Origin of the sequence: Allorhizocola rhizosphaerae (assembly GCF_003426775.1) — a bacterium.
Taxonomy (GTDB): Bacteria; Actinomycetota; Actinomycetes; order Mycobacteriales; family Micromonosporaceae; genus Allorhizocola; species Allorhizocola rhizosphaerae.
Genome location: NZ_QJUG01000065.1, coordinates 1 through 14,301, shown reverse-complemented (window position 1 = coordinate 14,301; position 14,301 = coordinate 1). Strand labels below are relative to the sequence as shown.

17 protein-coding genes and 1 pseudogene are annotated in these 14,301 nt (G+C 68.4%); 6 read left to right on the top strand and 12 right to left on the bottom strand.

Annotated elements, in window-relative coordinates; translation table 11 throughout:
• Window positions 1–42 precede the first annotated feature (42 nt).
• Window positions 43–642, bottom strand: coding sequence for a LutC/YkgG family protein (locus tag DM816_RS16150; RefSeq protein ID WP_162907522.1), 600 nt, complete (start codon window positions 640–642; stop codon window positions 43–45).
• Window positions 643–873: 231 nt separating this feature from the next.
• Here DM816_RS16150 and DM816_RS16145 point away from each other — a divergent pair, with 231 nt between their 5' ends.
• Window positions 874–1,191, top strand: coding sequence for a hypothetical protein (locus DM816_RS16145; RefSeq protein WP_117211061.1), 318 nt, complete (start codon window positions 874–876; stop codon window positions 1,189–1,191).
• Here DM816_RS16145 and DM816_RS16140 read toward each other — a convergent pair whose 3' ends face one another.
• From DM816_RS16140 to DM816_RS16120, 6 genes and pseudogenes are all read right to left on the bottom strand, one after another.
• Window positions 1,192–2,523, bottom strand: coding sequence for a lactate utilization protein B (locus DM816_RS16140; RefSeq protein WP_117211060.1), 1,332 nt, complete (start codon window positions 2,521–2,523; stop codon window positions 1,192–1,194).
• On the bottom strand, window positions 2,523–3,179 hold the full coding sequence (locus DM816_RS16135) for a (Fe-S)-binding protein (protein ID WP_117211059.1): 657 nt from the start codon (window positions 3,177–3,179) through the stop codon (window positions 2,523–2,525). The genes DM816_RS16140 and DM816_RS16135 overlap by 1 nt, the downstream gene beginning before the upstream one ends.
• 95 nt (window positions 3,180–3,274) lie before the next feature.
• On the bottom strand, window positions 3,275–5,701 hold the full coding sequence (locus tag DM816_RS16130; RefSeq protein ID WP_117211058.1) for an ATP-dependent Clp protease ATP-binding subunit: 2,427 nt from the start codon (window positions 5,699–5,701) through the stop codon (window positions 3,275–3,277).
• Window positions 5,702–5,755: 54 nt separating this feature from the next.
• A complete protein-coding gene (locus tag DM816_RS43770) occupies window positions 5,756–6,346 on the bottom strand; it encodes a dienelactone hydrolase family protein (protein WP_211588726.1) in 591 nt (196 codons plus the stop codon).
• A gap of 129 nt (window positions 6,347–6,475) precedes the next feature.
• A pseudogene (locus DM816_RS43765) lies at window positions 6,476–7,009 on the bottom strand (phosphoribosyltransferase); the annotation flags it as partial.
• 10 nt (window positions 7,010–7,019) lie between these two features.
• Window positions 7,020–7,196: a DUF2795 domain-containing protein gene (locus DM816_RS16120; protein WP_246001976.1), complete on the bottom strand. Its 177-nt coding sequence runs from the start codon at window positions 7,194–7,196 to the stop codon at window positions 7,020–7,022.
• A 58-nt stretch (window positions 7,197–7,254) separates the two neighbouring features.
• Here DM816_RS16120 and DM816_RS16115 point away from each other — a divergent pair, with 58 nt between their 5' ends.
• On the top strand, window positions 7,255–7,677 hold the full coding sequence (locus DM816_RS16115) for a DUF2267 domain-containing protein (protein WP_117211055.1): 423 nt from the start codon (window positions 7,255–7,257) through the stop codon (window positions 7,675–7,677).
• A gap of 71 nt (window positions 7,678–7,748) precedes the next feature.
• Here the strand turns inward: DM816_RS16115 and DM816_RS16110 are convergent, their stop codons facing one another.
• Window positions 7,749–8,432, bottom strand: a complete 684-nt coding sequence (locus tag DM816_RS16110; RefSeq protein ID WP_117211054.1) for a hypothetical protein — start codon at window positions 8,430–8,432, stop codon at window positions 7,749–7,751.
• A 109-nt stretch (window positions 8,433–8,541) separates the two neighbouring features.
• Here DM816_RS16110 and DM816_RS16105 point away from each other — a divergent pair, with 109 nt between their 5' ends.
• Both DM816_RS16105 and DM816_RS16100 read left to right on the top strand, forming a co-directional pair.
• The gene (locus DM816_RS16105; protein ID WP_211588722.1) at window positions 8,542–9,711 is read left to right on the top strand and encodes a sensor histidine kinase; all 1,170 of its coding nucleotides are present in this window, start codon (window positions 8,542–8,544) and stop codon (window positions 9,709–9,711) included.
• Window positions 9,708–10,379, top strand: coding sequence for a response regulator (locus tag DM816_RS16100; protein WP_117211053.1), 672 nt, complete (start codon window positions 9,708–9,710; stop codon window positions 10,377–10,379). Before DM816_RS16105 ends, DM816_RS16100 begins: the two co-directional genes overlap by 4 nt.
• Here the strand turns inward: DM816_RS16100 and DM816_RS16095 are convergent.
• Entirely contained in the window at window positions 10,363–10,788 is a 426-nt protein-coding gene (locus DM816_RS16095) for a hypothetical protein (protein ID WP_117211052.1), read from the bottom strand. The two genes, DM816_RS16100 and DM816_RS16095, sit on opposite strands and share 17 nt — an antisense overlap.
• 152 nt (window positions 10,789–10,940) lie before the next feature.
• On the opposite strand from DM816_RS16095, the gene DM816_RS16090 reads away from it, so the two are divergent.
• Window positions 10,941–11,609 carry an alpha-ketoglutarate-dependent dioxygenase AlkB gene (locus DM816_RS16090; protein WP_246001975.1) on the top strand — a complete coding sequence of 223 codons (669 nt, stop codon included), beginning with the start codon at window positions 10,941–10,943 and terminating at the stop codon, window positions 11,607–11,609.
• On the opposite strand, the gene DM816_RS42595 is transcribed toward DM816_RS16090, so the two are convergent.
• From DM816_RS42595 to DM816_RS16080, 3 genes are read right to left on the bottom strand one after another with little or no spacing between them, the layout of a single operon-like run.
• On the bottom strand, window positions 11,606–11,764 hold the full coding sequence (locus DM816_RS42595) for a hypothetical protein (RefSeq protein WP_162907521.1): 159 nt from the start codon (window positions 11,762–11,764) through the stop codon (window positions 11,606–11,608). The genes DM816_RS16090 and DM816_RS42595 overlap by 4 nt on opposite strands.
• Before the next feature lie 55 nt (window positions 11,765–11,819).
• Entirely contained in the window at window positions 11,820–12,155 is a 336-nt protein-coding gene (locus tag DM816_RS16085; protein WP_117211050.1) for a hypothetical protein, read from the bottom strand.
• A 9-nt stretch (window positions 12,156–12,164) separates the two neighbouring features.
• The gene (locus DM816_RS16080) at window positions 12,165–12,518 is read right to left on the bottom strand and encodes a hypothetical protein (protein ID WP_162907520.1); all 354 of its coding nucleotides are present in this window, start codon (window positions 12,516–12,518) and stop codon (window positions 12,165–12,167) included.
• Window positions 12,519–12,687: 169 nt separating this feature from the next.
• Here DM816_RS16080 and DM816_RS16075 point away from each other — a divergent pair.
• On the top strand, window positions 12,688–14,301 hold a 1,614-nt coding region (locus DM816_RS16075), incomplete at its 3' end, for an acyclic terpene utilization AtuA family protein (RefSeq protein WP_162907519.1).

The window sequence follows — 14,301 nt, the reverse complement described above, 5'->3', positions numbered from 1 at the left end:
TGCGATCCCCGCATCCTATGGGAGGCATGCAAATAAGGACGCTCAGTCCAGAACGATGACCACATCCAGCCGGCGCGGGCCGTGCACGCCCTCCACGCGATTGAGCTCGATGTCGCTCGTGGCGGATGGGCCGGAGATGAGCGTGAGCGGGCGCGTCGGATTTTCCAACGCCGCCAGGGCATCCGGCACGTCGTCGAAGATCTGTCGTTTGTGGACGACACACACGTGATGGTCGGGCACGAGGGTCAGCGCCCGGCGGCCCTGTCCCGGGCCGGCGTCGAGCACCAGCGTGCCCGTCTGCGCGATCGCCACCGCGCATCCGGTCAGCACGCTCACCCCGGGCTGGTCGAGTGCGGTAATTTCCACCGGCTCCTCGACGATCGTGCCGCGGAAGTCTGCGAGCCAAGCGGCGGGCACGCCATCCGGCGTCACCAGCGTGCCGGTGTCGCCGAGCACCTCGGCGACGGCCTGGCCCATGTCGGCCGGGCCGCACACGACCACGTTGGCCTTGTAGTCGACGAGCCGCGCGACGAACAGCTCGACGTCGCCGGGCCGGGGCGCGCCGGGCTCGGAAACCGTTGCCGCATCATCCGGCACACCGGCCGCCCGAATCCGCGCCAGTATCTCGTCCCGCGCTCCCACGGCCACACCCTAACCCACCGCCCCACCACCCGCCGATCTCCGGCGCGTCGAATCGACTAGGTCGCCAAAGCGACGTAAGGTGCTCACTGTCCCTCATCTCTTGGCGGCATAGGAGTACCCCTCTTGCCCATCCACACCTTTGTAGACGAGTACTAGACGTACATTTACCTGCTGATTGCTGCGATCCTGCGGCCGGGCAGCCTGGCGTCCAGCAGGCGAATCATCTACTCCATGGTGATGCCCCGTCAGCGGCGCCTCCATTTCCACAACGAGCGGAATAGCAGGCGTGCCTTCATCATCGATCGGATCGCGGAGCTTCCCGTGGAAGCGGTGATCTACCAGGCCCGGGACCCCACGGATGAGAAGGCCGCGCGCAAGGCATGCTTGACCGCGCTGATCCGAGACCAACTCAAACGAGGGTCACAGCGGCTCTTTTTCGAAGCCGACGAGTCGCTTGTGGAATTCGACCGCAGGCTGCTCAACGCGGAGGTGCGAGCCCATGGCGCGGCGGACCGGGTCAGTTATGAGCAGGTCCGGCAACTTAACTGATTATCTGGTTCGGGTCCACCAGTCGCGGAAGGTCTCCCGCTCGGGACGGGGCAGGTCGCGGCTGACCGTCCACTTGGACAGCGGCCACGGCATACGGCGAAGTTTGATGAGCGAGGCCATGCGCCGGGCAAAGCGCAGGGAAGCCGCGTAGAGGCGGGGGCGTGCCATGACACCGGCGAGCGTGTTCATTGCAGGCCGTTCCAGGATGGCGGGCTGACGAAGGTGTACCAAAACCTCGGGTATGTTGATCTTCACCGGACACACCTCGTAGCACGCCCCGCACAGCGTGGACGCGAAGGGGAGGCTGGTGTGCTTGCCGGTCAGCTGGGGCGCGAGGATGGCGCCGATCGGGCCGGGATAGGTGTGCTCGTAGGCATGCCCGCCCACCCGCTCATAGACCGGGCAGACATTCAAGCATGCCGAGCAGCGGATGCAGTGCAGTGCCTGCCGCCCGACCGGGTCGCGCAAAACGTTGGTGCGCCCGTTGTCCACAAGGACAACGTGGACGGTTTGCGGGCCGTCGCCCGGCGTGACTCCGGTCCACATTGACGTGTAAGGGTTCATCCGCTCACCGGTCGATGAGCGTGGCAGCAAGCGAAGGAAGACACCGAGATCCGAGAACCGTGGGAGCAGTTTTTCGATCCCCACAATGGAAATCAGGGTGTCCGGCAGGGTCAGGCACATCCGCCCGTTGCCCTCGGATTCGACCACGACCAGGGTGCCCGTTTCCGCGATGGCGAAGTTGGCCCCCGAAATCCCCACCCGCGTGCTCAAAAACTGTTGCCGGAGATGGGTTCGCGCCGCGCCCGCGAGCTCCGCAGGCTCATCGGAAAGGCCGGAGGCGATGCTGTCGTTGAACAAGTCGCGGATCTGCCCGCGGTTGTAGTGGATCGCAGGAACCAGGATGTGCGACGGCTTGTCTCCCGCCAACTGCACGATGAGCTCGGCCAGATCGGTCTCGATGGCCCGTATCCCTTGCGCCTCAAGCGCTTCATTGAGACCGATCTCCTGCGTCGCCATCGACTTCACCTTGACGACCTCATCAGAGTCGATCAGCCCGGCCACGATCGAGCACGCCTCGGCTGCATCGCGCGCCCAATGCACCTGTGCCCCCGCACGCGTCGCCGCGGCCTCGAACTTCTCAAGCAACTCCGGAAGCCGTGCCATCGTCTCGGCCTTGATGGCCCGCCCGGCCTCCCGCAACTCCTCCCAGTCCGGGACTTCCGCGACCACCCGCGCCCGCTTGTCGCGGATCGTGTGCGTCGCCTTGTGCAGGTTGGCCCGCAGCTGCGTGTCGCGCAGCTTGACGCGCGCCTCTTTCGCGAAACCCATCACGCACCCGCCAAAATCTCGGCATAGTGGATCGCCCGCGGCCCACCGATGCGCGACAGCCCACCCCCGATGTGAGTGAGGCACGAATTGTCGGCCGCCGCCACGTATTCCGCTTCGGTGGCGAGGACCGCAGCGCACTTGTCGGCCAGCATCGCCGTCGACACTTCCGAATTCTTCAGCGCGAACGTCCCGCCGAATCCACAGCATTCCGTGGCTCCGCGCAGCGGCACCAGCTCGATGCCCTTGACGTTGCGCAGCAGGCGCAGCGGCTTGTCGCCGAGCCCGAGCATGCGCAGACCGTGACACGTGGGGTGGTAGGTCACCCGGTGCGGGAAAACCCCGCCCACATCGTCAACCCCCAGCACATCGACCAAAAACTCGGACAGCTCATAAACGTGCGCATAGTGCGAGCGCAGATGCGCCACGCACGACCCACTGGGTGCCACCACGGCTTCGTATGAGCCGAACACGTCGCCGAAGTGTGCCGTCAGCCGATGCCCGGCGTAGCCGGAGTTGGTGTGCATCTGCCCGCAACACGTTTGCGCCAAAGGGAAGTCGACCTCGACCCCGAGCCGCTCCAAAATGGACACCACCGCGCGACCCGTGCGTGGATACATCAGGTCGTTGACGCAGGTGATGAACAGCCCGACAGGCATCGGATCACCCCGCAGCGCGACGGCGTGTCGCGGCGGTGATGAAGGAGCCGGCTTTACCGGAGCGTTGCGGAGGAGGTCGGCGCATCCGCCCGAGTCTAGTGGACCCGGGCCTCCACCTTAAAGGTCAACTCCTGATCCGCGGCATCGACCACGATCGTGTCACCGGCGGACAGGCTCCCGCGCAACAGCATGGCCGACAGCTCCGTGTCCACGTCACGTTGGATCACCCGGCGCATCGGCCTGGCACCGTACTCGGGTCTGTAGCCCCTCGTCGCGATGAGGTCGATCGCCGCTGGCGTGAACCGTACCGTGACGTCCTGCCCGCGCAGCCGCCGCTGGGTGTCGTCGAGCATGAGCTCCGTGATCTGCCGCAGCTGCGGCTGCTCCAGCTGGCGGAACCTGATGATCTCGTCGATCCGGTTGAGGAACTCCGGCCGGAAGTGCTCCTGCAGCCGCCGCATCAGCTGTGCGTTCTGGTCGTTGTCGAGCTCGGACGTGAACCCCGGCCGGGCAACACCGGTGATCAGATCGGACGCGATGTTGCTGGTCATGATGATCACCGTGTTTTTGAAGCTGACCGTGCGGCCCTGGCTGTCGGTCAGCCGCCCGTCGTCGAACACCTGCAGCAGGATGTTGAACACGTCCTGATGCGCCTTCTCGATTTCGTCCAGCAGCACGACCGCGTACGGTCGCCGCCGCACGGCCTCCGTCAGCTGCCCGGCCTCCTCGTAGCCGACATATCCCGGCGGCGCGCCGACCAGCCGGCTGACCGTGTGCCGCTCCTGGAACTCGCTCATGTCCAGGCGCACCATCCGTTCCTCGTCGCCGAACAGCGCCTCGGCCAACGCCCGCGCGAGCTCCGTCTTGCCGACGCCCGTCGGCCCGAGGAAGAGGAACGTGCCGATGGGCCGGCCGGGGTCGCCCAGCCCGGCCCGCGAGCGCCGGACCGCCTCGGCCACCGCGCGCACCGCCTCCTCCTGCCCGATGACCCGCTCGTGCAGCCGGGACTCGAGCTTGAGCAGCCGCTCACGCTCCTCTTCGGACAGCTGCGCGGCGGGGATGCCGGTGATCCGCGCGACCACCTCGGCGATCTCGCCGGGGCCGACCACGGGCGCGGCCGAGTCGCCGTTTTCGACCTGCCCGATCTGGCGGCGCAGCTCGGCTATTCTGTCCCGCAGGTCGGACGCGCGCTCATACTGCTCATTTGCGACCGCCTGATCCTTGTCCCGCTGCAACTGTTCCAGCTGCCGCTCCAGCTCCCTGACATCCTTGGCCGGCGTCTTGGTGCGCAGCCTGACCCTTGCCCCGGCCTGGTCGAGCAGGTCAATCGCCTTGTCCGGCAAAAACCTTTCTGTGAGGTACCGGTCGGAAAGCTCGGCCGCCGCAACGAGCGCCTCGTCGGTGAACCGGACCTGATGGTGCGCCTCATATCGATCGCGCAACCCGCGCAGGATCTCGACCGTGTCCTCGACGCTCGGCTCGGGCACGAAGATGGGCTGGAACCGCCGCGCGAGCGCCGCGTCCTTCTCGATGCTGCGCCGGTATTCGTCCAAAGTGGTCGCTCCGACGATACGCAACTCCCCGCGCGCCAGTGCGGGCTTGAGCATGTTGCTCGCGTCCATCGCGCCGCCCTCGGACCCGCTCGCCCCGGCCCCGACGAGCGTGTGCAGCTCGTCCAAAAACACGATCAGTTCGTCGCCGTGCTCGCGGATCTCGTCCATCACCTTCTTCATGCGCTCCTCGAAGTCGCCCCGGTAGCGCGTGCCCGCCACCAGCCCGGCCAGATCCAACTGGACCATGCGCTTGCCCGCGATCGTGCGCGGTACGTCGCCGTCGACGATGCGCTGCGCGATGCCTTCGACGATCGCGGTCTTGCCCACGCCCGCCTCGCCGATGAGCACCGGGTTGTTCTTCGTGCGCCGCGACAGCACCTCGATGGTCTGCTCGATCTCGTCGGCCCGGCCCACCACCGGGTCGATCTTCCCGTCGCGGGCGAGGTCGGTGAGGTCCATGCCGTACTGGTCCAACGTGGGCGTCGCGCTCTGCATGGGCTGCGCGGGTTGCGGCATCCGCCCGCCAAGCATGCGTCCGGCACCCGACTCGGGGTTGAGCCCGAGCGCCATCAAGAGGTGCTCCGGCCCGAGATATGACGAGCCCATGCTGCGCGAAATCTGGTGTGCGTCAAGCAGGGCCCGCTTCGTGGCGGGCGTCAGCGACACCGCGCCCTCCTGCGGTGGCTGGGATGTCGGCGACGCCTGCGGCATCCGGGCCAGCAGCGCTTCCGGGTCGGCCCCGGCCCGCCTGACCAGCTCGCGCAGCTGGTCGCGCTGCAGCGCCGACCACAGCAGGTGGTCGGTGTCCAGGTCGCGCTCGCCGAGCTCGGCCGCCCGGCGGGCCGCGTCGGCGACGAGCTCCTTGGCTTCGGCACTCATCACGCGGCTCAGGTCCACCCGGTACACAGGGCGCTGCCCCATGCCGAAGAAGCGTGCGAACAGGTCGTCGGGCCATCCAGGTCCGGTCATCACGAAACACCCCCAGCCGCCTGGCTACCCAGCACGACCAGGCCGAAACCCAGGTCAGCGGCGGGCAGCGCCGGCCGGGCTCATGTGTCGGTCGAACCAGTCCCGCGCCAGCTCGGCGACCTGTTCCAGCGCGCCCGGCTCGGGGAAAAGGTGGGTCGCGCCCGGCACGATGACCAGTTTCGCCCAGCCACCCATGATCTGCGCTGCGGCCTCGTTCAGCTGGATCACGATGTCGTCGTTGCCGCCGACGATCAGCAGGGTCGGCGCGGTCACCTCGCGAAGCGCCTCGCCGGCCAGGTCGGGCCGCCCACCGCGGGAAACGATGGCACGCACGGGCTTGCCGGCGGCCGCGACCAGTGCGGCGGCCGCGCCGGTGCTCGCGCCGAACAGCCCGATCGGCAGGCCCGGGAACGAGCGGTGAGCCCAGTCGATGGCCGTGCCCAGCCGGCTGGCCAGCAACTCGATGTCGAACCGCCGCTCCTCCTCGTCGGGGGTCAGCAGATCCATGAGCACGGTGACATGGCCGTCCTCCGTCAAGTGGCCCGCGACCATCCGGTTGCGTGGGCTGTGCCGGGAACTCCCGCTGCCGTGGGCGAAGATGACCACGCCGCGCGGGTCTTCCGGCCGCATGATGGTCGCGGGCATGGGAGGTGACGGCTCCTGCGCGAGGATTGCCTCCACGTCGGCGTCGCTCAGCTGGGCGAAGTCCTGGTACCACTGGCCGACGGCCCAGAACCGCTCGGGCACATGCGCACACAGCACCGCGTCGGCGTGCTCGCGCAACGTCTCCATCCCCGTGTCGGAGCACACGGGCGCGGCGAACACCAGATAACCGGGCCGGCGGCTGCGCAGCTCGCGCAGCGCGACCGCCGCCGTGACACCCGTGGCGAGACCATCATCGACTACGATCACCGTCTTGCCCGCGATGTCGGGAGCCGGCCGGTCGCCCCGGTAGCGCCGCAGCCGGCGGTTGGCCTCGGCGCGCTCGCGCGACACATGCCCCACGAGGTCGCTTTCGGTCAGGCCGGAGCGGGTGAGCACGTCCCGGTGGAAGATGGTCGTGCCGTCCGGGGTGACCGCGCCCACGCCGAACTCCTCATGGCCGGGCATGCCGATCTTGCGGGCGACCACCACGTCCAACGGCGCCCCGAGGGCCGCGGCCACCTGAGCGCCCACGGGCAGGCCGCCGCGGGGCAGCGCGAGCACGATAGACGGCGTGTCGGCCCACCCGTGGGCGCGCAGGTGCTCCCTGACCACGTCGGCCAGGGCCTGGCCGGCGGCCGTGCGATCGGCGAACACGGTGTTCATCAGCGGTTCATCAGCGGGCCAGTGACAGCGCCTCGTCGAGTTGGTCGGCGGTGTCGAAGTGTTGCGGTGGAAGCGATTTGAGCAGCGCGATGAGCTCGTTGTCCGCACCGCGCTCCTGCGCGAGGCGGACGAGATCCTCGCGCGAGACGGGGAAGTCCACGCCTGAAAGCAGCTCCAGCAAATCCATCTGGGCCATGAGAGGCGCATACCCGTGTAATGCAGGCCCAAACGGGTACCACCTTAATATGAAATACGACGATTTCCTGGGCCAGGTGCAGAACCGGGCACGCCTGGCAGACCTGGGCCAGGCGGAGCGGGCCACGCGGGCGGTGTTGGAGACGCTCGGCCAGCGGATCCCGGACGGCCTCGCGGGCAATCTCGCGGCGCAGCTGCCGCACGAGGTCGGCGAGCATCTCCGCCGGTACCAGATGTTCGGTGAGCTGGGCACCGGCGAGCACTTCGACCTGGACGAATTCGTGCGCCGGGTGTCGGAGCGGTCCGGTTTGGACGGTCCGCAGGCGGCCTTCGTCGTGCGGGCGGTGTGCGAGGTGGTCGACGAGGCGACGCAGGGCTCCGTCTGGCAGAAGGTCTCCGAGACGCTGCCCAGCGATCTGCGGACCCTGGTGACCGCGGGCAGCGCCGGAGACGTAAACATCAAGCGGCGTTAGACGGCAAGGGCCTTCTCCGTGCCATTCTGCTTCGCTCCGCAGGCGAAGCCCCCAAGCCGGGCGTTACGCCGTTAGGCCTTGCGCAGCGTCCAGACCAGGCCCCGGTTGCCCTCGGGCGTGATGACGAGGGTCGTGCCCTCGCAGCTATACGTGCCCTTGCCGAGAATCGGCGCCGCGTCGACCACGCCGCCGGTCGATGTGGCCTTGTCACCCAGATAGTCCTTGAGTGGCAGCCTGTCCAGCGGCCGTCCCTGCACCGGCGAGGTGAGGTCGAGCGTAACGGTCAGCGTGCTCCAGTCGACCGGGCCGGCCGGCTCCCACGTGCCCTGCTGGGTGGTGAGCCCCGGCGACGGTGACGGCGAAGCGACCGTCATTGACGGCGAAGCGGCCGTCATGCGGACCGTGCCGGTCGCCTTGCCGCCGTAGGTGAACTTGCCCTTGAAGTCGGTGTTGGCCACGCGCGCGCTGAACGTCGCCGGCTGCATGCTGGCGAAGTCCATCGTCACCGTGCCGTTGGCGGCGATGTCGACCGCGACGCCGCCCCCGCCGGTGACCATCGATCCGCCCTTGGCCTCGGTGCTGGTCCACTTGCCGACGGCGCACGCGGCGACCTGTCCGGCGGTGGCCGTGGCCGTCGCGGTGGGGCTCGGCGTGGAGGTCGGTGACGGCTGGGCGAGCGGCGGTCCGCCGCTGCAAGCCGCGCCGACCAGGACAAATGATGCTGCAGCAATGATCGCTCTGACAGGGGTGTGCATATCAGACAGCTACCCGGTGGGAGCGATCAAAAAACTACAACTTCTGTGGTAGGCGCATGCCAACCAGCATGCGATGACACGCGGCAGCCGGGGCGTTACCTTTCTGCGGGTGCGACTGCGCCCGTCCCTGCTCATCGACGTCGTGATGGCCTCGTGCATGACCGTCACGGCCGTCTACATGATGTATCACCCGCCCGAGGCGGGCCTGGACTGGCGCCCGGCCGACCCGCTGGGCGCCGCCCTGATGGTGGTCGCGCACCTGCCGCTGGCCGTGCGGCGCCGGTTCCCGGTGGCGGTCCTGCTCATCGTCTGTGCCGCGTCCGGCATATATCTGCACCTGCGCTTCTATCACTCGATCCCGAGCTTCGCGATCGCGCTGGCGGTCTTTTCCATCGCTTCTTACCGCCCGCACCGGGTGTCGCTGGCGGGCGCGGCGCTTGGCATGGTGGTCCTGGCCTACGGTGTGCGGCTGGCCGGGCCCAACGTGTGGGTCGCGGCGACGATTGTCAGCTTCTTCGTGGCGGTGGCGTGGGGATTCGGCGAGAGCATGCGCCAGGTGGGCGAGCAGGGCAGGCGCCTGGCCGACCTGACCGACCGGCTGCGCCGCGAGCAGGAGGGCCGCGCCCGGCACGCGGTGGCGCAGGAACAGCGGCGCATCGCCCGCGAACTGCACGACGTCGTGGCCCATCACATGTCCGTGATTTCCGTGCAGGCCGGGCTGGGCCGATACGTTTTCGACTCCGATCCCGCGATGGCCAAGGCCGCGCTCGGGACGGTCGCGACTACGGCCCACGAGGCGCTCTCCGAGATGCGTCGTTTACTTCATATTTTGCGGGTACCGGCAGAGGACCCCGAAAGCGACGAGGCCCCCTACGAATCCGCCCCCGGAGTCGACCGCATTCCCGAACTGCTGGGCCGCATGCGCCTGGCCGGGGCCGAGGTCGAGTTGAAGGTGAGCGGCGAGCGCATGGCGCTGCAACCCGGCATGGACCTCAGCGTCTATCGCGTGGTCCAGGAATGCATGACCAACGTGCTGAAGTACGCAGACCCTCCAATCGCGACAGTCGAGCTCGACTGGCGGCCCGACAGCCTGACCGTGCGGGTGCTCGACGGCGGGCGCTCGCTCGCGGGGCCGGAGGACTCCAGCGGGCACGGCCTGATCGGCATGCGCGAGCGGGCGCGGCTCTACGGCGGCACACTGGAGGCCGGCCCGCGCCCCGAGGGCGGGTTCGCAGTGGTGCTCACGCTTCCGCTCATGGACGAGGATGAAGACGAATGATCAGGGTGCTGGTGGTGGACGACCAGGTGCTCATCCGGGCGGGCCTGGCCGCGCTGTTCCGGGCCGCGCCGGGGCTCGACGTGGTGGGCGAGGCGGCAAGCGGTGAGGAGGCGGTCACGCTGGCCGCGGCGACCCGGCCCGACGTGATCCTCATGGACATCCGCATGCCCGGCATCAACGGTGTGACCGCGACCCGCCGGATCCTGGCCGCCGCTCCCGACGACCCGCCGAAGGTGCTCATCCTCACCACCTTCGATCTCGACGAATATGTTTACGCGGCATTGCGCGCGGGCGCGAGCGGGTTCCTGCTCAAGGACACGCCGCCGGAGCGCCTGCTCACCGCGATCAGCACGGTCGCGGCGGGCGACATGCTGTTCGCGCCCACGGTGATGCGCCGGCTCGTCGAGGCCTATGCCAACGGGCAGGGCGAGCGTCCGCCCGCGCCGCCGGCGCTGGGCGAGCTCACCGCGCGGGAGCTGGACGTGCTGCGGCTGGTGGCGCGCGGGCTGTCCAATGCGGACATCGCGGCCCGGCTGGTGCTCAGCGAGGCGACCGTCAAGACGCACCTGAACCGGACCATGACCAAGCTGCGCCTGACGTCACGGGCGCAGGCGGTGGTCGTCGCGTATGAGTCGGGACTGGTGAAGCCCACTACGCCTTCGCGATGAGCTCCCACAGGTCGGGCTGCGCCTTGGCGGCTCCCGCGATGCCGTAGTCGGTCACGGCGAGCTGGGCCAGGTGGCGGCACGCGTGTGCGGCGACCGCGTCGATGTCGAGCCGGGCGGGGCTTGGCGCCAGGGGCGCGCCGGTCGCCACCGCATCGGTCTGCACGAGCGCGGTAGGCAGATCGGCCCGCGGATCGGGCAGGGCGGCGTAGGTGAGCACGATCGCGCCGGGCTCGTAGCGCCACGAGGTCGAGTGCAGCACGCCGCCCGGCGTGCACGCGGTCAGCCCCGACAGGGCTCGGGCTGCATCGTCGGGGTGGACCCCCTCGCGCAGGTCTGCGACCAGCCGCCGGTAGCGCAGGCAACCGTCGCGTTCGGACAGTGCGAGAACCTCGATCGTCGTCAGGGGCACGGCCCCGAGTCTGCCCTTATTGCCACTATCTTGCAATAAGCCACGCGCGGCGTGGGGACTTTCCGTAACACTCCGCAGCCGCCGCCCTGCGGGCGTTGCCCCAAGCCCGGCCAATGACTTGCCACTTAGTACAGCCGTACTATGCTCGACCTGTGGGTGACGCTTTTCAGGGCTCGTTGTTCGACCTGGCCACGGAGGTGGTTCCGGGTGAGCTGGGCGGCACAGTCGAGCGCACCGAGCTGGCCCACGGCGCGTGGATCGACCTTCGGCCCGGTTGGATAGCGGGTGCCGACGAGCTGTTCCTGCGGCTGCGCGACGGGCTGCCGTGGCGCGCCGAGCGCTGGCACATGTATGAGCGGATGGTCGACGTGCCGCGCCTGCTCTGCTATTACGAAGACGCGATGCAGGCACCCGAGCCCGCGCTGATCGAGATCAAGCGGCGGCTCGACGAGCACTACGGTCCCGAGCTTGGCGAGCCGTTCACCAGCATCGGGCTGTGCCTTTATCGCGACGGGCGCGACAGCGTGGCCTGGCACGGCGACCGCCACGGGCGCGGCAATACCGACGACACCATGGTCGCGATCGTGTCGGTCGGCGAGCCTCGGGCGCTCACGCTGCGGCCGCGCACGGGGGGCGGGCCCGAAGGGCAGGGGGGCGGGAAAAGCATCGGCGGGCACGCGCTGAAGTTCGACCTCGGGCACGGCGACCTGATCGTCATGGGCGGCAGTTGCCAGCGCACGTGGGAGCATGCCGTGCCCAAGACCGCCCGCCCGGTCGGCCCGCGGATCAGCATCCAATATCGCCCGGTGGGGGTCAGCTAGGCCGGTTCGTGGCCCAGCCAAAACTCGGCGCCGCGCGGGTCCGGTTTGGACACTCCCGCGGACAGCCGCACCCAGTCGAGCATTTGCCGGCCGAAGGTGGCGAAGAACGGCACGACCTCGTCATAGCAGGCGGCGAGCCGATCGAATAGCCTCACGAAGCCTCCCCGTGGAGTTTGCACCGCACGGGTCCTGTCGTGCCGGCGGATTTGGCTAGATGGGGCTGCGTTCGCTGGCGGTGGCGACGCGGCGCGTGATGTCGTGGATGGCCCCGACGAACAGGCCCCACGCGGCGAAGCCGAAGATGCTGTGCCACGCGTAGAGCAGCAGACCCGGCACCCACAGGATCACGCCCCATGCCACGCCGAGTCCGAGCGTGATGGGCAGCGACCGGGGCGCCCAGCGCTTGACCCACGGCAGCGCCGCGAATGCCGCGCCGAGCGCTCCGCCGAACACGAAAATGAGCAGCCATTCGCTCACCGTCGTGGCGGCCGTGAGGACGCCGAACGCGAGCGTCCCGGCGAGACCGCCGAGCACCCCGCCCATCATTTGGGCGCGTTACCCCTGGTCGGGACCTGGCAAACCGAAAGGGTCGCGGTACCGGGAGGAGTGCTCCTTGAGCAATTGTCCGAACACGCCGCTGGCCTCGCCGCAATCCTGGCAGATGAAGTTGCGGTCGACGCGCCGGCTGCCGCAGTGGTCGCAGTCGCCGCTGTCGCGCGGGTCGTGGTAGTCCTCCAGCGCGTGCTTGAGCGCTTGCACGACCGATGGGCTCAGGGTGAGCGTCTCGTCCGTGTCGCCGCAGATCACGCGGAGCTCGATCGTCGGCTCGCGTTCGACGGGCGTGTCGAGCGAGGCGATGCGGGCGACGAAGTCGCGCAGGGTGGTGACCACGGGGCTGACGGGGCTCACCGGGCGAGCTTATCGGGTACCGATAAAAACAAGCAGGCGTGCTTGCTTTTTTCGGCGGCTGGGGGCAGGGTGAACCGCATGGGTCTGCGCCGACCTCCTCCGCAACGCTCCGGTAAAGCCGGCTCCTTCATCACCGCCGCGACGCGCTGTCGCGCTGCGGGGTGATCCGATGCGGGTCGGCAACGCGTCCGGCTTCTACGGCGACCGGTTCGGCGCATTCGAGGAGATGCTCGGCGGCGGGCCACTCGACGTGCTGACCGGTGACTACCTGGCCGAGCTGACCATGCTCATCCTGGGGCGCGACCGTCTCAAGGACCCGAAAGCGGGCTATGCAAAGACATTTCTCAAACAATTGGAGGGTACCCTCGGCAGCGCGCTGGATCGCGGAGTCAAAATCGTCACGAACGCCGGCGGGCTCAACCCGGAGGGTCTGACCTTCGCGATGTTCGAGCTCGCCGAGCGGCTCGGGTTGCGGCCCAAAATCGGTTACGTGACCGGGGATTCGCTCGAACCCGGCGATGCGTTGACGGCCAACGCCTATCTCGGGGCGTGGGGGATCGCCGAGTGTCTGCGGGCCGGGGCCGACATCGTGGTCACCGGGCGGGTGACGGACGCTTCGCTGGTTGTGGGACCTGCGGCTGCCCACTTTGGATGGTCCAGATCGGACTTCGATGCGCTGGCGGGCGCGACGGTGGCGGGGCACGTGTTGGAGTGTGGGGCTCAGGCCACGGGCGGCAACTACTCGTTCTTCACCGAGATTCCGATGGGACGATTGGGTTTTCCGATCGCCGAGATCGAGGCCGACGGTTCGTGCGTCATCACCAAGCACGATGGCACGGGCGGAGCGGTGACCGTGGGGACTGTCACGGCGCAGCTGCTGTATGAGATCGATGGACCGCGCTACCTTGGGCCTGACGTCGTCACCCGATTCGATTCCATTTCCTTGCAACAGGTCGGCCCTGATCGGGTGAGCGTCTCGGGTGTGCGCGGTGAGCCTCCGTCGGGTTCGGTCAAGGTGGGGCTCAACCATCTGGCCGGTTACCGCGAGGAGGTCACGTTCGTGTTGGCGGGGCTGGACATTCCCGCCAAGCGGGAGCTGGTGCTGTCGCAGTTGCCAAGCGATGTGCAGTGGACGATGGTGGGCGATTCACTGCTGCGCGTGGTGCGCACATCGCCCACGCCTGGGCGGGTCTTGTCCACGGCTGCGGTGGAGCTGGCCCTGTCCAGCTATCCCGGTTTCACCCTGACCGCGCCGCCCAGTGACCCCAAGCCCTACGGCCGTTTCGAGTCCACTTTGGTGGATGCTTCTCTCGTCGAGCACATCGCCGTTCTGCCGGATGGCACACGGGTCCCCATCCCGCCCACACCTCCGGGTCCGGTCGAGCCGCTGCCGTCTGTCTCGTTGCCACAGTGGACAGCGGGCGGGCCGACAACGCCGGCTCCACTCGGCTCGATAGCGGGTGCACGCAGCGGCGACAAGGGCACGACCGCCAATATCGGCGTGTGGGCACGCGACCCGTCCGTATGGCCGTGGCTCGCCAACTTCCTCACGGTCGAACGGTTCCGGGAGCTCCTGCCCACCTCACACAACGTCGTCCGCCACGTCTTACCCAACCTCCGAGCCCTGAACTTCGTCATCGACGGCATCCTCTCGCCCACCCGTTTCGACCCCCAAGGCAAAACCCTCGCCGAACACCTCCGCACCCACCCCGTCCCCCTCCCCACCCTCCTCCTTCCGGCCGATCATGAACTTAAGTCCATGTTCGGCGGCGCGTCGTCACAC